Source organism: Desulfosceptrum tomskiensis (assembly GCF_049818055.1).
GTDB lineage: Bacteria > Bacillota > Desulfotomaculia > Desulfotomaculales > JASEER01 > JBFLVT01.
This window is the reverse complement of the sequence record NZ_CP187479.1, coordinates 436289-454270: the sequence shown is the minus strand read 5'-3', so window position 1 is coordinate 454270 and position 17982 is coordinate 436289. Positions and strand designations below refer to the sequence as shown.

The following is a 17982-nucleotide window of genomic DNA, read 5'->3' as shown; positions in this document are numbered from 1 at the left end:
GTCCGTAGTCGATAGCAGACCCTCATCCTGCCGAATGCAGCACCACAGAAAATGAAAAGCGGATTGTTCGCGGGCGCAGTTTTCAGCAGGTTACCCAAGTACGCGTCGAGGCCTTGGCCGTAGCGAACGTTGGGAGTATAAACCAAGAATGCGCAGTGAGCCGAGGAAAAGCGTCGGCCGCTGTCTGACCCGGCACTCGAATAGCACGGACCGTTTTTCAAAGTAGGTAGTCGGTACTTGACGGGTTAGCATAAAGGCATCTAAATAAACCTTCTTATGACCCGCTCCCCGTTGTACGAAAAGACGACCGGCTTTTCTTCCAGGACCGTTTCAAAGTGGACCGGCCGGGCCCAGATCCGGTGCACGTACGGCAGGGTCTTCTCCAGGTACAGGACGTCGAGTTCCACGCCTTCGTACAGATGCCGGAGGTACAGTTCCCCGCGCCGGTTATGGTCACTGTCAGCCGCGACGATGTAGGGATACCCGCAGTTGACCAGGTTCTCGACCAGGGTATCCCTGACCCGTTCCCAGTTCTTTTCGACCACGCGCCATTCGTGGCCGACGCGCCGGTATACGTACAGGTCGAGGCGCTCCACAATCTCCTTGGTCAGGTAGTTGCGGAGAAAAGACACGTCATTACAGGTTGATCTTATCTCGAATAGTTTTTCACGGCCGTAGCGCTTTTCGATGTCTTCCAGCAGGGTGAGACCGAGCAGGTAGGGATTGATCTTGAATTTGGCGCCCTGAATGAGGTCGGCATGCATCCTGGCGAATTCCAGGGCCTCACTCTCCGGCAGATCGATTTCGCGCAGTATCCGGAGATGCCAGAACGTGGCCCAGCCCTCGTTGACAATTTTGGTTTCCATCTGCGGCCAGAAATATCGCGCCTCGTCGCGAATGACGCCGAGGATGTCGCGCTGCCAGTCATCCAGTTCCCGCGCGTGTTGTATCAGGAAAAGGAGAAGGTCTTTTTCGGGCGGGAACGGAGCTTTCACGTCGGCCGTTTCGCATTTGCCATAGGATTGCGCGTCCAATGCCCAAAGGTCGTCGTAAGGGGTCCCCCGGCCCGCCGCACGGGAACGGGGGCCTGCGCCGTCCTGAGCCGGCGCTTCGCGGTGCTCGTACATGTAAGGGTTGATGTGTTCCTGCAGGGCCAGGGCCGCGTCGAGGAACTCCTCGACCCGCTCCCGCCCGTACGTCATTTCGTAGCCGCAGATCCTGCCGGCCGCCGCTTCCATCGTATCCAGCATCCGGCGCGAGGTCGGCGCAAAGTAGGCGTTGTGCTTGAAAAAGTCACTGTGGCCCAAGGCGTGGGCGCAGACCAGCTTGTTTTGGATCGGCGAATTCCCCTCCAGCAGGAAAGCGTAGCAGGGATCGGTGTTGATCACCAGCTCGTAGATGCGGCTGAGGTTATAATCGTATTCCGTCTTGATACGGTGCCATGCCTTGCCGAAGCTCCAATGGCTGAAACGTGTGGGCATGCCGTACGCCCCGAAGGTGTACAGGATCTCAGCGGGGCATATCTCGAAACGCATCTCAAAGGGGTCGAGACCCAATTCCCTGGCCTTCGCTAGCAGCTGTGCGATGACCTCCGGGCCGATGTCGGAACCGCTCAAGGCTTTCACCCCTGTCATTTGTTTTACAGATGTATATGCAACAGGGGCGGGCGGAAAGCCCGCCGCCGTCCCCGCGGGCTGCGGTTTTCCCGGCGCAAATGGAGGTTTTTCTGTACAAGCGGAGAAATGAGCAGATATTCTTTATCCGACGTTGCAGGAGTTACCGCCGTGCTTAAGCCCTCGCCCTTTTTGCTGGTACTGAACCTGAGCGCTATCCTTTTCCTCGCCCTTTTGCCGAGCTTCAGCCTTCCTGCCGTGCTCACGCTCGTTCAGCGCGAGTGGGGCATGAGTTCCGGCCAGGCTGGTATCGTCTTGGCGTCTTTCCAGGCGGGTTATATCGCCGCCGCGGTTGTAGCCCTGCCCCTGACCGACCGGGTAGACGCCCGTTACGTCATCGCCGGCGGAGCGGCCCTGTGCTGCGTGTCGCACCTGCTCTTTCCGCTCCTGGCCTTTGACCCCCTCAGCGGCTCGGCCGTCCGCGCCCTTGCCGGGGCCGGGCTCGGCGGCGTGTACATGCCGGGGTTGCGCCTGGCGTCCCTCGTTCCCGCGATGAAGGGACGCGCCGTGGGCACTTACGTCTCGTCCTACCTGGTCGGGACGGCTTTCTCTTTCGCGGCGACAGGGATGCTCATCGCCTTTATGCCCTGGAAGGCAGCCTATCTCTGGGTCTCCATCGCCAGCAGCTTGGCCTTCCTTGCTTCCTATTACTTAATCCGGCAGCCGATGCCCGAAGCCATGACCGCCGTTCCCAAACCTCGTCAGGTCCCAGCGGGGGAGCATTCCGGACAGTCCCGGCGTGCCGGGCTTCCCTCCGCCCTGATCATCGCCGCCTACGTCGCCCACATGTGGGAGCTGTACGGCTTGCGTTCCTGGCTGGCGCCCTTTATGGTGCAGGTCGTCGGCGGCGGAACGCCCGGAGCCGCATCCAAAGCCGCAGCGCTGGCTTCCGTTTCGGTGCTCCTGAGCGCGTTTTCCACGATCATCGGGGGCTGGCTGTCCGACCGCATCGGGCGGATCACCACGGCATTGGCCATCATGCTCGTTAGCGGGGCCTGCTCGCTGACCTTCGGCTGGCTGCCGGGACAGTCTTTTTTCTGGCTGGCGCTCGTCGGCGTCATTTACAGTCTTACCGTGGTCGCCGACAGCCCCATTTTCTCCACGAGCATCACCGAGCTGACCCCGCCGGAACGTCTGGGGCGGATGATGGCTTGGCAGACTTTCCTCGGGTACGGCGCGGCCACGGTCTCACCCGCCGTCTTCGGCTTTGTCCTCGACGCCTTCCCCGGGGAGGCGGGATGGGGCTGGGGTTTTGTTACGCTGGGTACGGGAGCGCTGCTCGGGCCTGTATTTCTCCTTTTGATGCGGCGCCTGCCGGAACGGGAACGGCTGTGCGGGGGTAAAGGTTAACCGCCGCCGGTTGCGCGCAGAATATGGGCTGACACTGTGTTGAAGAGACTTATAGATCTGTATTGCGAGGAGATTGGCACATGCTTAGGGTTTCCGGTTTAAAGCTCGGCATCGACGAAGACGAATCGGTCTTGCCGAAGCTGCTGGTCAAAAGGCTACGCATCCGCCCGCAAGACCTCTTGGACTTTAAAATCTTCAAGCGCTCCATTGATGCCCGCGACCCGGAGACGGTCTATTTCGTCTATACCGTCGACGCCGCCGTCGACAACGAGCAGGATGTGCTGAGGAGAACGCGCAACCGCCGCATCACCGTCACGCCGGACTTGACCTACAAGCACGTGCCGACGGGAACGGCCGCCCTGCGTCATCCGCCGGTCGTGGTGGGGACGGGTCCGGCGGGGCTTTTCGCCGGCCTCGTCCTGGCCGAGATGGGTTACCGCCCCCTGCTCCTGGAACGCGGTCCCGACGTCGACACGCGTAGCGAGGCGGTGGAACGTTTTTGGGCTACCGGAGAACTGCATCCCGAGTGCAACGTGCAGTTCGGCGAAGGCGGGGCGGGCACTTTTTCAGACGGCAAGCTGACCACCCAAATCCGGGACCCGCGGTGCCGGAAGATCCTCGAAGAGATGGTGGAGGCCGGCGCGCCGCCGGAAATCATTTACGTCCACAAGCCCCACGTCGGGACCGACCGTTTGCGAACAGTCGTCAAAAACATCCGGGAGAAAATCGTCCGGCTGGGAGGAACGGTCCGCTTCGAAAGCAGGGTTACCGAAATTCTTGTGGAAGACAGCAGGATCAAGGGCGTGGCCGTCAACGGCCGGGAGAAGATCCCCGCCGAGGCCGTCATCCTGGCGATCGGGCACAGCGCGAGGGATACCTTCGCTATGCTTTACGAAAAGGGCGTCCGCATGACCCCTAAACCCTTTTCCATAGGCGTGCGCGTTGAACACCCCCAGCAGCTGATTAACCAAGCCCAGCACAAGAAGTTCGCCGGCCATCCCCGGCTGGGGGCGGCTGACTACAAGCTGGCCTACCACTCGCCCCGCGGCAGGTCGGCCTATACCTTCTGCATGTGCCCGGGAGGCGTCGTCGTGGCGGCCACCTCCGAGGAAGGCTGCGTCTGCACCAATGGCATGAGCCTGTATGCGCGTAATGGCGAGAACGCCAACAGCGCCATTCTTGTGGGCGTTCAGCCTGAGGATTACGGCAGCGGGCACCCCCTCGCCGGCGTTGAATTTCAGCGGAAGTGGGAGAGGAAGGCCTACGAGCTGGGGGGCAAGGACTATTGCGCGCCGGCCCAATTGGTCGGCGACTTCCTGGCCGACCGGCCGTCCACCGGCCTAGGGAGGGTTCGCCCCTCGTACCGGAAAGGCGTCAGGCTCGCCGAGCTGAAGAACGCCCTTCCCGACTACGTGGTCGAAACCATCCGCGAGGCCATCCCGGAATTCGATAAAAAACTGCGCGGGTTCAATCACCCCGAGGCTGTCCTGACGGGAGTGGAGACCAGGAGCTCGTCTCCGGTACGTATCGTCAGAGACGAAAACTTCGAGTCCAGCATCAAGGGTCTCTTCCCCGCCGGTGAAGGGGCCGGCTACGCCGGAGGGATTGTCTCCGCCGCCGTGGACGGAATCAAGGTCGCCGAGACAGTGGCCGGGAGATACTCCCCCCTGACCGCCCGTCAGTTGCCGGGACCCAAACGGCGGTAGTATTTTCTAGCGAGGTGTCCAACCGCATGCTGAAGAAGAAATCCCGGGCCGTCCCCCTTGAAAGCCCCGAAGAAGCCTTCCGCGGAGCGGTACTGGCCGTCGCCAACGCGCGCAGGTTTATCGAAGACGCCCGCCTGTTAAAGAAGGACGGCAGCAACGGCCACGCCTACGCCATGGTTATTTTCGCCGAGGAAGAAACGGTAAAAGCTTTTGTGCTCTTTCTTATCCACCTGGGGCTTCTCGGCCTGGAAGCCTGGGACATGCTCGTCTATCACACCCCCAAGCACGCCATGAAATACCTCTTTGAGTTCATCGAGTCAAGTTTCCTGACACCCCTGGAAAAGCACCTCAAACTCTTGGACAGCGACACCCCTCTGGGAGATGACGACTTAAAGGAACTCATGGATGTTTTGGGCGCGCTTGAGAACACCGTCTTCGACGTCCCCGGATGGCTCAGCAGGGAATTCGACGTCAGGTCTTTCGTCGACGACTTCCGCACGCTGGAGCGGAAACGGCAGCTCAACCTCTACGTCGATTACCTCGGCGACGGCCGGTGGTCCTCGCCCGACAGCCTGCCGGATTTCGAACTGGACGAACTCCTGGCCTTCGTCGTCAGGCGGGTGGAGACGCTGGACTCCTGTCTTGGAGTCATCTCCCGCCACCCGGAATTTCTTGCCGAGTGGGCCTCGCTCCTCAAACCGCTTCTCACAAAGCTGCTGGAGAGTGAAAGAATACCCGGCGTTTAATTTTTTTGCGAATCCCTACTATCCCGGCGAGCATTGTTAACGACGCTGTACAAAGTCGCTGGCGGAAGACCGCCAGCCTCTTAACCTAGCTTTTCAGCCAGAGATTAGCATTCCGTGCATGGATCAGATATAATAGACCAACGAGCCGGCCCGACTTCCGCCCCAAGGAGGCAATTTTTTATCATGAGGATCAATTTCGCGGACATCGACGACATGACGATTGTGATCGCCGCCCGGTGTCCGTCCTGCAACGAATGGGCGGGGACCATCGTCAGGACGTTCACGTCCCCCATTGAAGCGCTTTACAGCGAGGACTGGCCCAACATCCCCCTGGAACCGGTGGCCTGTTGCGGCGCGGAGGTCTGGCCGGAGTATTTCCTGATCGTCTATGAGGGCCAGGTTCTCCAGCAGATCCTCATCGGCGGACAGGACCTGCCCGTAACCGGCATAGAAACACCCAGGCATTAGAGAAAAGCCAAGAAAAGGATGAGATGATGTGCCCGACCTCCTTGCCCTGCACAACCGGATTCATTACGAGGACCGCGGCCGGGGAGAACCGGTTATCTTCCTGCACAACGGGTTCTGGTCGTCTAAAACCTGGGATAAGATTATGCCCTTGCTGGAAGAGGATTGCCGGGCCGTTGCCTACGACCGCTACGGGTTTGGCCGTTCGGCCAGGCGGCAGCAAATCGAACCCTGGCTGATGGACGACGGGGTTGCCGAACTGGCCGCCGTCCTCGAGCACCTCGGCCTGGAAAAGGTTCACCTGTGCGGACATTGTTTGGGAGGGGCCGTCGCCCTGCTGTTCGCCAGCCGGTATCCCGACCGCGTGAAATCCCTGGTTGCCGAAGCGGTGGGCTACTTTACCAACGACGCTACCATCCGGAAGTGCGAGGAAACGTTCGTCCCGTTCGAGCGGACAAGCCTCAAAAACCAGCAGTTCATGCAGGATGTCCACGGGCCCGAATACGGTCCGGCGCTCTGGGAGCTGTTGCGCCGTCAGCGCGTATACGTTTGGGACCGGGGATATAACCTGGCAGACACCCTCCAAAAGGTTTCATGCCCGACGCTGATCATATCCGGTGACCGTGATTACTGGTTTGGCCTTGAACACGCCCTTTTGGCCTACGAGCGCTTAAAGGCCGGCCGGCTCTGGATCGTTCCGGATTGCGGGCACAATCCGCACATCGAGAGGCCGCAGGAGTTTGCGCTGAACCTCAGGCGCCTGCTCCTTAATGCGGCGGGAACCGTTTAACATTAATTAACTGATGGGATAAGCTTTTGCGTGGCAAGACAATACCGTAATGAAGTGGAGAAAAACAATGAGCGAACAAGATCTCACCAGGATCAGCCAGGTCGTTTCGCAGGACCTTCAGATGGGAGACAAGTTCACCTTTGAATGTACGGACCGCTGTATGGGTATGTGCTGCCAGCGCATCACCATCCACCTCGACCCCTGGGACGTGGAAACCATGGCGCGTTACCTGGAAATGCCGGGTAAGGATTTCCTTGACGAGTTCTGCGGTTTTGAAACGGTCCCCGGTTCCTGGTGGCCGGTGGTCTGGCTCAAACACGCCCGGAACGGTCCCTGTGTCTTTCTTAACCAGGATGGCAAATGCGTTCTTTACCCCCACCGCTCCAGGAACTGCCGCTCCTTCCCCGTCGGCCGCGCCGTCAGGGTCTCGTACCAAGGAGATACACCCGAAATCGAGGAACGCTACTTTATGATCAAGCGCATGCATTACTGCCTGGGTCACGAAGGAGCGCGCGAGTGGACCGTCGGCGAGTGGCTGGATAAGAGCGAAGTCCATACTCACAACGAGATGTGCGACCTTTACATAGAGCTGGTGTCCTACGTCGACCAGAAATTGAACGGGCGGGCCTGGATGTCCCCGGCAACCGCAAAGATGATTACGCCCATCCTCTACGGTCCTGATATGCTTCGTGCCAAGCTCAGCATTACCGAGAAGCAGGTAAGCCACGAGGAGTTTTATCGCAGGCGGATTAAGGCGCTGCGGGAAATCCTGACCGATATGGCCGCCCATCTGGGCTTCGGGCCGCGAGCCGGTAAGCCTGACGAAGACGGGTTAACGGTGATGGAGAAGATCAAACGGATTCTGACGACGGGCGTTAAATAGCTTTGGGCACTGCGCACTGGGCACTGGGCACCGGATCAATGCCCAGAGCCCAATTGCGGCAGGACGTCATGGACAAATATGTTGACGAGATCGGGATCAAACCTGCTTCCCGCCCATTGCCGCAGTTCCTGCGCCGTGGCGGCGGCGGAGAGCGCCCGGCGGCCGGGCTCGTCCCTGGTTATCGCATCGTAAGCATCCACAATGGCCTGGATGCGGCATTCGACAGGGATATCCTCACCCCTTAAACCAAGGGGGTAACCCGTCCCGTCCCACCACTCATGATGCTTCAAGATCGATTCGGCGATGGGCGAAAGTTCCGGTATCGTCAAGGCGATCCGGTGACCGATCTCGCAGTGGCGTTGGATTGTCAGTTTTTCCGCAGGCGTCAGCGGTTCCTGTTTCAGCAGAACGCGGTCGGGGATGCCAACCATGCCGATGTCGCAAAAGCGCGCCAGCAGCCGCAGTTCCGCAATCTTCGCGTCGCTCAGGCCGACAGCCTTGCCTATTATTTCGGCGAGCGATTGCAAACGAGCCGTGCGTCCTTCGGTGATGAAACCCCGTTTCCTCAGCGCCGCCATTACCGCCTCGATAACCGCGTTGTGCTTTGAAACACGGTTGAGGAGTTTTTCCCGGTACATGTTGCTGTCCGCCTCCCTGTAAAGTTCCGAAAGGCTGACAGCAGGATCGCCCGTCGTAGCCCTGCCTATGGAAAGACTCAACGGTATGCCGGGGTGTTGCCGGTTGTATTCGGCCACTTGTTGCCGGATACGCGAGCAGATATCCTCGGCCACCTCGTTATCCGTACTTGGGAGCACCGTGGCGAACTCGTCGCCGCCCACGCGGGCCACGCAGTCGGTAGTCCTGAAGGCCTTTTTCAAGGCTTCGGCGGCGGCTCGCAGATACTCGTCGCCGGTGTCGTGCCCCAGGGTGTCGTTAATAATCTTCAGCGCGTCGACATCGCAAACGATAATGGAAACAGGCCCGTGCCTGGCGACGGTCAGGCGCCCCATTTCCTCCTCGAAATAAGCGCGGTTGAAGAGGCCGGTCAGGGCATCGTGCAGGCTCAGGTACCTGAGTTTTTCCTCCATCTGTTTCTCTTCAGTGATGTCGCGAAAAATCTCGATAACCCCTGTTACATTCCCCTGCTCGTCGATAAACGGCGTTGAAGTGAGGCTGACAAAGATCTGCCGGCCGTCATTCCTCGCCATTTCCATCTGGGCCTCGATGCGCGCCTCTCCGGACTGGATGCGGCGCAAGATACACCTGTCCGTGCCGCAGAAAGGATGATGGAAGGAATTAAAACAAAGCCGGCCGATCGCATCGGCGGCGGTAACCCCGGAAAGCAGCTCCATCTGTTTATTCTGGTCGATAATCTTAAAGTCCTTACCGATGATGCGCATAGCATCACCGGAGTTTTGAAAGATGGTCGTCATCCTGTTGCGCTCGTATTGAAGCTGCTCGTCCAGCACCTTCTGCCGTTTGTTTTGCAGCCATAGCGAAGAGATAATCTTGGCGATGCTGCCCAGGAACCTGGCATTGTTATAAAAGTCGCGTTTGTCTACCACGGGCACCTTCCGGACAGCCTCGAGGTAACTCTCCTCATCAAATCCGAGTTCGCGCGCCTGCTTCCTGAAATAGTGCTCGTCGGGTTCCTCAAAAAAGACTTGGCTGACCACAAGCGTGGCCAGGTCCGCTCCCTCGACTCTGATCGACATTGCCGCGGCAAACAGGCCGTTATGGCATTTATGGATCACAAAGTCATCGCTTTGACTGGCGGCTCGGAAGATTTCACGGTCACTCTCGAGGCATCGCTGCCTGCCGATAACCGATTTCCGGTGAAACGACGCGCAAAAATCGGTCCACCCGGATGTCGAAAGGACCGTTCCATCGGGAAGCGTGACAGACGTGGCTAATCCGGTGGTCGAAGAGAAAGTGTCTTGGAGTTTCTGCAGCTCCTGCAAATCTACTAAGTCGGCGAAGGAATAGTCGGCAGACCCTGACAATGTTAGGGACCCCCTTCACCCTCGGAAACATTCCAGGCGGGTATTTACGAAGCTCGCTTCCGTGATATGGTTGGTACGTTTGGGCAACAAAAAGTTTTGAGTTGGTATTTTCGCGAAAAATTCGGCAATTCCTCTGTCAGCCGCTATCGGATTACCGATTTCTTAAAATCTGGAAACCACCGTAACACGGTGGTCCGCTTCAGGCTTTGTGGTGTTTGATTACGCTCACGGCGACGTTTAGTTCTACCTCGCCGGGGCCCGGGTTGTCCGCGTAAAACCTGAATTCGGGCCATTGTAACTGGTGATGCCAGACCGTTTCTCCCTCCAGGGCCTCCGTGGAGTCGGTAACCCGCCACTTTTCACCGTCGAACTCCTCGAGGTTAAGCCTTACGGTGCCTGAGACGATGGCCCGGACGACGATATTCAAGATCTCGGCCTTCATTAAATCAGACCGGACACTGCAGCCGGCCCCCAGCCTGTATTCTTCAAAGAGCTTGATTTGTTCACGCTTGAGGATTCCCGCCGAAGTCTGCAATGCTTCCGTCATTTTTCCAACCTCCTCATCATTCTCCGGCATCTATTATACCCCCAACACCCAACCAAGACCAAACCCTTCGTCCTGTATGGCCGTCCTATAATCCCATCCGGGCCAGGAGACGGCGCGCGTTACCGCCGACAATGGCCTCCAGTTCCTCCGTGCCGAACCCCAGGCTTGCCAGCCGCGCCACTTCCCATCCCGGAGCCCGGAAAGGATAGTCGCTGCCCATGAGAACCCTGTTCACCCCGTGCTCCCTTGCCATTGCCAGGAACCGTTCATCCGGCAGGAACTCAAGGCAGCTTGAAGTGTCGAAAAACACTTCTCTGCCCACCAGGCAATCCATCGCCCGGTCCCACATTTGGTACCCTCCCATGTGCGCGGCGATGACCCTCAATCCGGGCAGGAGATCCAAAACCCTTGACAGTTGTTCCGGCGTAGCGTAGTTTGTCCGTCCGGGAACCTCCTCGTCGCCGACATGGAGCAGGAGAAAAAAGTCGGGGATCAAACGCTCGTAAAGGGCCAGGGCGCGGTCCTCGTCCAGGTGAAAGGACTGGAAGTCGGGGTGGAGCTTAATGCCCTTCACACCGGCGGCCTTCAGCCAGGCCAGCTCCGCGTCGGCATCGTCCATATCGGGGTGGAGGGTGCCGAAAGGTATCAAGCCATTGCCCTTGTTGGCAAGCGCCCATTCATTCGCCGACCTGACCTGCTCCGGCTTGGTGGCGGCCGTGCAGAATACCGCCGCCTGCAGGTTCGCCTTACGCGCCAGTTCAAGGTATTCCTCTTTAATCCCCCGGTGGTTGACGGGGATGCCGTAGTGCCCGGCCAGGCGTTCTACAACCTTGGCCGCGATGCTTTCCGGGAAAAAGTGAGCGTGAAAATCAATCGGACGCATGCTTTTAACCTCTGCTGATTGAGTTGTGTGCGGGCCGCAACGGACATTCTATCGTTCGGTTACAAAGTCAACGACAGTAAGTAACTGTCAGGTAACAGGACATCGTTAACAGTTTTTATCAATAACATCGTTAACATGTTTAGCATTAGCTCGATAATAGCCCTTGCTGTTCGGGTCTGGTTTATCCCCGCAAGCGACTTTGCTGAAAGCTTCGGGCACCGTTCTTAGCGAAGGTGAAGCCAGCGTGGCTGCCGACGAGGACGTTCGCGGGCGCTTCCGCCGTCGCAGCGTCGGCCGTACGCTTTTCCTCGGCCTTGGCCGCAGCGAACTTGTCCGTGACAGAGGAAGATGCTCGTTCGCCTCGGGCGCCGGCCGAACTCGCTGCGCTCAAACAGCGGCCGACGCTTTCCCTCGGCTCACTGCGCATTTTTGATTTATACTCCCAACGTTCGCTGCGTCAAGGCCTCGGCGCGTACTTGGGCAACCTTTGGAAAGCTGCGCCCGCGAACAATCCGCAGGAGGCCCGCCACGCTCTGAACTGAGCTTAGGCAATCACCCGAAAGGCGTTCAAAAGCGAGCATGGCGCGAAAGGCCTTTGAGATGTGGGTCGTGGGAAGTCAGAAGTGGGAACACAGGGTTGGAATTCGCTTGGTGAATTCCTTCATTGATACTCACCTCTGACCTCTCGCCTCACACTTCTCAAAGTCAGGCGAAGCTTTTCAACGGCCTCATAGAACGGTCGAAGCGGAGCACTGAGCGGCGGGGATAACCCAGACCCGCTGTAACCGTTATCGTTGGTTACCAGAGTCGAAAAATTGTAGTTTAGGATACAAACCACCCTGGATGTAAACGATGTGCTGCTACTTATCAAGTAACAATTAGCGAGTGCCTGAGTTCTTCCCTGCAAGTTATGGCCGCTTTGTGTAACGCGGTTGACATCGTCCGGCCGCGGGTCTACAGTATTCCCAGCAGCTTGGGGAGAGGATGACAATTATGGCCCGAGTTCCTTACATAACATAGAAACCAGCGAGTGTGCGGCGTGCGGGACGTGTGAAGCGTTGTGCCCCGCGGTTTTTAAGATGAATGAGGACCTGGGATACGCCGAGGTGATAGACCCGAACAGGGCGAGCGAAGAGGAAATCCAGGAGGCCATCGATTCCTGCCCCCATCCTGCATTCACTGTCAGGAAGAATAGTTCCGGTCCCTCGCGGCCGCCTTCCGGCGGGCAAGGTAGTCATTCAACACCTGCGAGCCCTTGGCTGTCAGCTTGGCCGAACGCAGCCGGCCGTTGAAGCGGAAATCGGCGACGACCAGGCCCTTGCCCTGCAACCGCCGCGCGACCAGCGCCAGTTCGTGGGGCGACAGCCGCGGCATGCGCGGCGTGATCGAATGGGCCGGGACCATGTTAAGCTTCTCGACAACACACTCCAGGTCCCCATGGCAGGTGCGCAAAGATTCGAGAAACCGCGCCTCGGTGGGCGTGATGCTGCAGGAAATCACCGGTCTCACCTCTTTTGGTGAATTCCACTTCCCGTCCCAAAACCCTGCAGGAATAAGATCGGCCGTGGTTAAACCACGGCCGATCTTATTCCAACGGTTTTTTTGCTCTTTAACCCTATTCTCGATAAGCTATCGTAAAGCGGCAACTCTCTGCAGCCCGGCCGGAGGTTCCACGGCATAGAGGATTTCGGGTTTCAGGCCGGGATATTTGGCCAGCCACCGGCGCCGTTCGTCACGCAGTTTCTCGACGCGCTCGCGGTATTCTTCGGGCGTGAAATAACGCGCGGGGTTGTAAAGAACGATGTCGATTTCCGGGACCTCCGCAGGTACCTCGTAACCCCAGTCCGGGTCTCTGCGCCACTTGATCAAACCGGTGGCGATGTGTTTCATAATCGTGGTCGACATCTTGATACTGATCTTGACGCCGGGCTCGCCGGCGCGGGCACCGACGCTGCCGGTGTTGAGCAAATAGCACTCCATATCGGGGTTGGCCCGCAGGATTTCCAGCAGCCGGTTTCCTTCCTCGGCCTCGGGTCCGATGATGAAGGGGTTGGTGCCGACCTGGCGCTTGGGCTGCCCCGCTTTTGCGGGGTCGCCCGCCGAAGTCTCGATAGACTCCCCGAGCATAAAGTACGCGGCCGCCTGTTCGGTGGTGAGCTTGGCGACCACGGGCACCACGTCGTTCCGCCGGGTGATGAAAATGACCCGGTCGGCCTTGTCGATGTCGATCCTCGCGTCGGTCCCCCTCACTTCCGAACGCAGGACGACGCCGCGCCCGTTCGAGGTAAGCTCGGAATCGTAAAAGAGGATCGTGCCGTCCGGAAGGACCTTGACGTTTTCAAAAACGGCAAGCGGGGAAAGGGCCGCTTGATACAACACATCCTGGGACTCGTCGAGGCCGTCCGTTTTGATATAAAAACCGTTTTCGGTCCCGTAGCAATATCCCTGCGGGTTCATCACGATCACGTCGTCCTGGCGTATGGCCACGCCTTCTTCCCCGGTGAGCCCGTGATCGTGCATGGTCAGTGTGGTCTTGCCGGTGCCGCTCAGTCCGAAAAGGATAAAGCCGACCTCGCGGAGTTTGCCTCCCTTTTGCCTTACGCGCAACACCTTGCTCCCGGCGTGAAAGCCGAGGCCGCCGCGCTCCTTGGCGACGAACATGGCCTTGCGCAGGAAAGACTTTTTGCACTCTCCGAAATAATCGGTGCCGAGGATGAAGGTGATCCTCTGGGTCGGATGACAGAATATCAGGCGCTCCGGCCACTCCGGAACATAGACGCTCACTAAATCGGGCTCCGCATCCTTATCAGCCGGCGGAAAGAGCATGGCGTGCCACTGGAACGGAATGCGCGCGTATTTCCTGGTGATATACAAACGGCAGTGCAGGTTGAAATCGGGATGCTGTCCCATTTGCCTGTCAAGCCTGATGACCTCCTGGCCCTTAAGGTAGGACAGCACCTCTTCCGCCACAGCCAGGGCTTTCGCAGGGTCTATCCCTTTCTGGTCCACCCCCAGCTTGACGCCGTCCTCGACGATGTAGGTAAACTTCGCGCTCCGGCTGCGCACCTGGGAAACATAACTGGCGCTCCCATACCTGGTGGTCTGTTCCTCGAAGCGCGCCATCTCCCTCAGTTCTTCCGCGCCGGGGTTGTCGATGATTACACGCGCCTCAACAGGGCGTCTGAAGGCCTGCATTGCAGTAACTCCTTTCTTTGTTCAAAACCCGGTGTTGGGTGCCTGCACATTGTATACTGTATGATAAGCACATAATACCAAAAGGGTGCACCAAATTCAACGTCAAACAGCAGATCTTAGCAGATACCAATTTGACCAGAATTCCTTTATATGTTGCACTATATACCCAAATAGAAAACACAAAAGGAGCCACCGGCTCCTCAAAGCCCCAGGGCCGGGCGCCCTACTCCCAGGGGCTGAAAAACGCCTTCAGCGCTCCATATACCTCGCCCTTGTCCCTAATGACCGCTGTCACAAACCTAGGGTCCTGAACGGCCTTCAAGGCGGTGCGCAGGGTGTTGGTGTAATAGTACGGGCCTTCGATCTCCCCGTACCCAACCATACAGCACAACCGAACCAGTTCTCGCACTAACTGAACGCAGAGCTCGTTATCGGACGAAAGATTGTCGCCGTCCGAAAAATGAAAGGCATAAACGTTGTGATCCGCAGAGTTGTAACGCTCCTTGATCAGTTGCAAGGCCAAGTGGTAAACAGAGGAGCAGCGGGTCCCCCCACTCTCCCCTTTGGTAAAGAACTCCTCCTCCGTGGTTTCTCTGGCTTCGGTGTGGTGGGCCAGGAACACGATGTCCACGTTGCCGTAGTTCGTGCGCAGGAAACGCACCATCCAAAAGAAGAAGGTGCGCGCGATGTATTTTTCGAAAGGCCCCATGCTGCCGCTGGTGTCCATCATCGCCAGGACTACGGCGTTGGCTTCGGGCCGGGTCTTGACCTCCCACGTCTTAAAGCGCAGGTCCTCCGGCTTAAGCCGGGGCAGCCCGCGTCCGCCCTGCAGGGCGTTGCGCTTCAGCGCCTCCAGGATGGTGCGCTTGCGGTCGAGGTTCGACATCGTCCCCTTCTTGCGGATGTCGGTGAATTCCAGGCCTTCCGTGACCATCCGGGGTTTCTTCGAAGCCTTCAGGTTGGGTAGGGCCAGATTTTGAAACAATATCTCGGAGACTTCTTCAATCGTCACCTCAGCTTCGTAATAGTCCACGCCGGGTTCGTTGCCGGGGGCCGATCTCCCGTCGCCCTTTGCCGGGCGGCCGCAAGCCAAGACGTCCCCCGTTTTGGTGTTTCCTGTCCCATGTCCGACGTGATTTTGCTTATTGTGATCGTAGCGGAAACGGTACTCCTGGATGGAGCGGATGGGAACCTTGACCACCCTGCGCCCGTCGGACATCACGATGCTTTCTTCACTGATGATGTCCGCGATGTTGCTTTCGATCGCCTCGCGGACTTTCTCCCAGTGGCGTTTCTGGTCGAGATACCCCTTGCGGTGCAAGGACCAGTCTTCCCGACAGATCGTAAACCTGTCCACCGCCGATCCCCCCAAAAAGGAAGTGCGAAGTGAGAGGTTAGAAGTGCGTAAATTAGGGATTCGCAACAGCGAATCCCATCAAATACGGACTACCGACTACTGACTACCTGTTAAGCAGGCTTCCCACATATCTTAGCAGTTCGTTGGCACATGCCGGGCAGTAGCCGTAATCCTTGATCAAAATGGCGCTGACCTCGTTGATCCTCTGCAACTGCCTGACATCGGGCGTTTTCGTCGAGGTGGTGATCTTAACCACGTCCTTGAGGTCGGCGAAAAGCTTTTTCTCGATGGCCTCGCGCAGGCGCTCGTGAGAATCGTAGCTGAAGCGGCGCCCCTGGCGGGCGTAGCTTGAAAGACGGATCAGGATCTCCTCCCGGAAGGCGCGCTTAGCGTTCTCGGAAATGCCGATCTGCTCCTCGATGGAACGCATCAGTTTCTCGTCAGGGTCGAGCTCCTCGTCCGTGATGGGATCGCGGATCTTAACCCCGTTGACAAATGCTTCCACGTTATCAAGGTAGTTTTCAAAAAGGACCTTGGCCGACTCCTCGTAAGAGTAAACAAAAGCCTTCTGAACTTCTTTCTTGGCCATCTCGTCGTACTCGCGGCGGGCGATGGCGATAAAGTTCAGCATCCTTTCCCTCTCCTCGGAGGTGATGGAGGGATGCTGGTCAAGTCCGTCTTTCAGAGCCCTCAAGACATCCAGCGGGTTGATGCACCGGGCCTTGGTGCGGATCAGCGCCGAACAGAGACGGTTGACGACGTAGCGCGGGTCGACACCCGCCATTCCCTCTTCGGGGTGTTCCATCTGCAGTTCATGCACGTCCTGCTTCCTGAAACCTTCGACATCCTCCCCGTCATAAAGCTTCACTTTTTTAATGATGTCCATTCCCTGCTTCTTGGACTCTTTCAGCCTGGACAGCACCGAAAAGACGGCCGCGACCCTCAAGGCGTGCGGGGCGATGTGGACGTCGCGCATCTCGCTCTGACCGATGAGTTTCTCGTAAATACGGATCTCGTCGCTGACCCGCAGGTTGTACGGGACCTTGAGCACAATCATCCTGGAAACCAGGGCCTCGTTTTTCCTGTTGTTGATGAAGTTCCGGTACTCCGTCTCGTTGGTGTGGGCGACGATCATCTCGTCGGCGTAAATTAACGCGAACCGCCCGGCCTTGAAGTTGCCCTCCTGGGAAAGGCTCAGCAGGTTCCACAGAAACTTTTCGTCGCACTTGAGCATTTCCTGGAATTCCATGATTCCCCGGTTGGCGATGTTGAGCTCGCCGTCGAAGCGGTAGGCGCGCGGGTCGGACTCCGAGCCGTACTCGGCGATCGTGGAGAAGTCGATGCTGCCGGTCAGTTCCGCGATGTCCTGCGATTTGGGGTCCGAGGGCGAAAAGGTGCCAATGCCGACCCGCCTTTCCTCGGAGAAGAGGATCCGTTCCACGGGTACGTTCTCGATCCGCCCGCCATACACGTCATCGACCATGACCCTGCAGACGGGGCAGAGTTCCCCCTCTATATAAACCCCGAACTCCCTGCCGAACTCCTGCCTGAGCTCACGAGGCACCAGATGCAGCGGCTCTTCGTGCATGGGACAGCCCTCGATGGCGTAGACCGCCCCCCGGTCCGTTCTCGAATACCGTTCCAACCCTCTTTTCAGCAGATTGACCAGCGTGGACTTGCCCCCGCTCACCGGCCCCATCAGCAGCAGGATGCGCTTGCGGACGTCAAGGCGCCGTGCTGCGGGGTGAAGGTATTCCTCGACGAGTTTCTCCAGGGTTTTGTCCAATCCGAACAGTTCCCTGGCAAAGAAGCTGTAGCGTCTCACGCCGTCGTATTCCTCATAGCCTTCCTCACGGATCATGCTGTAGATCCTGGCATGGGCCAGCTGGCAAACCGCAGGGTTGGCGCGCACGATCTCAAGGTAGTCGCTGAAGGTACCGCGCCACAATAGAGACTTTTCGGACGAGCGGTACTCTCCAAGGCGCCGGAGGAAGGAATCCATCAAGCCACCCCCCCGTACCGGGCAACTGTGAAGTGAGAGGTGAGAAGTCAGAGGTGAGTACTGGGTGAACCGCAGAGCGAATCCCGCCAAATGCTCTGACTTCCGACTTCCCACATCTCACCTCTCAAACTGGAGGCCAGTCTATAAAGACTTATATGCTTAAGAGGGGCGAAAAAGAAGGTGAGGGAAGGAAAGCAACAAAAAAGGCCATCGTTGAAACGACGGCCAAAAGGCGTACTTTCGCAGTGCTGCTAGTTAAGAGGACAAACTATGTAATCCTTGTCCGGTTCCAGGCACGCCAGCTCTTCGCTGGAAAGCAGCTTGTAAATCACATCGTCGCCTTCGTACCAGGTCACCAAGTATTCCATCCGAACCAACTCCC

16 protein-coding genes are annotated in these 17982 nt (G+C 58.1%); 7 read left to right on the top strand and 9 right to left on the bottom strand.

Translation table 11 applies throughout. The features are described from left to right. Positions 1 to 260: 260 nt before the first annotated feature. The gene (locus tag ACPV0M_RS02285) at positions 261 to 1616 is read right to left on the bottom strand and encodes a SpoVR family protein (RefSeq protein ID WP_425621377.1); all 1356 of its coding nucleotides are present in this window, start codon (positions 1614 to 1616) and stop codon (positions 261 to 263) included. A 168-nt stretch (positions 1617 to 1784) separates the two neighbouring features. Between ACPV0M_RS02285 and ACPV0M_RS02280 the strand changes: the two genes are divergently transcribed. From ACPV0M_RS02280 to ACPV0M_RS02255, 6 genes are all read left to right on the top strand, one after another. Beyond that, complete coding sequence (locus tag ACPV0M_RS02280) at positions 1785 to 3023, top strand: MFS transporter (protein WP_425621376.1); 1239 nt, start codon at positions 1785 to 1787, stop codon at positions 3021 to 3023. A gap of 80 nt (positions 3024 to 3103) precedes the next feature. Further along, the gene (locus ACPV0M_RS02275) at positions 3104 to 4729 is read left to right on the top strand and encodes an NAD(P)/FAD-dependent oxidoreductase (RefSeq protein ID WP_425621375.1); all 1626 of its coding nucleotides are present in this window, start codon (positions 3104 to 3106) and stop codon (positions 4727 to 4729) included. Between the two features lie 26 nt (positions 4730 to 4755). Next, positions 4756 to 5475: an AbiV family abortive infection protein gene (locus ACPV0M_RS02270; RefSeq protein WP_425621374.1), complete on the top strand. Its 720-nt coding sequence runs from the start codon at positions 4756 to 4758 to the stop codon at positions 5473 to 5475. Positions 5476 to 5658: 183 nt separating this feature from the next. Beyond that, a complete protein-coding gene (locus tag ACPV0M_RS02265; RefSeq protein WP_425621373.1) occupies positions 5659 to 5943 on the top strand; it encodes a hypothetical protein in 285 nt (94 codons plus the stop codon). A gap of 28 nt (positions 5944 to 5971) precedes the next feature. Continuing rightward, positions 5972 to 6730 carry an alpha/beta fold hydrolase gene (locus ACPV0M_RS02260; protein WP_425621372.1) on the top strand — a complete coding sequence of 253 codons (759 nt, stop codon included), beginning with the start codon at positions 5972 to 5974 and terminating at the stop codon, positions 6728 to 6730. A 67-nt stretch (positions 6731 to 6797) separates the two neighbouring features. Next, positions 6798 to 7613 (top strand): YkgJ family cysteine cluster protein, encoded by an 816-nt coding sequence (locus tag ACPV0M_RS02255; RefSeq protein WP_425621371.1) that lies wholly within the window; start codon positions 6798 to 6800, stop codon positions 7611 to 7613. A gap of 35 nt (positions 7614 to 7648) precedes the next feature. Here ACPV0M_RS02255 and ACPV0M_RS02250 read toward each other — a convergent pair whose 3' ends face one another. The 4 genes from ACPV0M_RS02250 to ACPV0M_RS02235 form a co-directional block, all read right to left on the bottom strand. Further along, entirely contained in the window at positions 7649 to 9616 is a 1968-nt protein-coding gene (locus ACPV0M_RS02250; RefSeq protein WP_425621370.1) for a PocR ligand-binding domain-containing protein, read from the bottom strand. A gap of 199 nt (positions 9617 to 9815) precedes the next feature. Beyond that, positions 9816 to 10163 carry a hypothetical protein gene (locus ACPV0M_RS02245; protein WP_425621369.1) on the bottom strand — a complete coding sequence of 116 codons (348 nt, stop codon included), beginning with the start codon at positions 10161 to 10163 and terminating at the stop codon, positions 9816 to 9818. Between the two features lie 85 nt (positions 10164 to 10248). Continuing rightward, positions 10249 to 11046: an amidohydrolase family protein gene (locus tag ACPV0M_RS02240; RefSeq protein ID WP_425621368.1), complete on the bottom strand. Its 798-nt coding sequence runs from the start codon at positions 11044 to 11046 to the stop codon at positions 10249 to 10251. 181 nt (positions 11047 to 11227) lie between these two features. Beyond that, on the bottom strand, positions 11228 to 11473 hold the full coding sequence (locus tag ACPV0M_RS02235) for a hypothetical protein (protein WP_425621367.1): 246 nt from the start codon (positions 11471 to 11473) through the stop codon (positions 11228 to 11230). Positions 11474 to 11978: 505 nt separating this feature from the next. Between ACPV0M_RS02235 and ACPV0M_RS02230 the strand changes: the two genes are divergently transcribed. Continuing rightward, positions 11979 to 12338 carry a ferredoxin gene (locus ACPV0M_RS02230; protein ID WP_425621366.1) on the top strand — a complete coding sequence of 120 codons (360 nt, stop codon included), beginning with the start codon at positions 11979 to 11981 and terminating at the stop codon, positions 12336 to 12338. Here ACPV0M_RS02230 and ACPV0M_RS02225 read toward each other — a convergent pair. The 4 genes from ACPV0M_RS02225 to ACPV0M_RS02210 form a co-directional block, all read right to left on the bottom strand. After that, complete coding sequence (locus ACPV0M_RS02225; protein WP_425621365.1) at positions 12229 to 12546, bottom strand: hypothetical protein; 318 nt, start codon at positions 12544 to 12546, stop codon at positions 12229 to 12231. The two genes, ACPV0M_RS02230 and ACPV0M_RS02225, sit on opposite strands and share 110 nt — an antisense overlap. A gap of 129 nt (positions 12547 to 12675) precedes the next feature. Then, positions 12676 to 14241 (bottom strand): phosphoenolpyruvate carboxykinase (ATP), encoded by a 1566-nt coding sequence (locus tag ACPV0M_RS02220; protein ID WP_425621364.1) that lies wholly within the window; start codon positions 14239 to 14241, stop codon positions 12676 to 12678. Between the two features lie 223 nt (positions 14242 to 14464). Further along, complete coding sequence (gene yhbH / locus ACPV0M_RS02215; protein WP_425621363.1) at positions 14465 to 15598, bottom strand: sporulation protein YhbH; 1134 nt, start codon at positions 15596 to 15598, stop codon at positions 14465 to 14467. A gap of 103 nt (positions 15599 to 15701) precedes the next feature. Then, on the bottom strand, positions 15702 to 17600 hold the full coding sequence (locus tag ACPV0M_RS02210; RefSeq protein WP_425621362.1) for a PrkA family serine protein kinase: 1899 nt from the start codon (positions 17598 to 17600) through the stop codon (positions 15702 to 15704). Between the last annotated feature and the right edge of the window lie 382 nt (positions 17601 to 17982).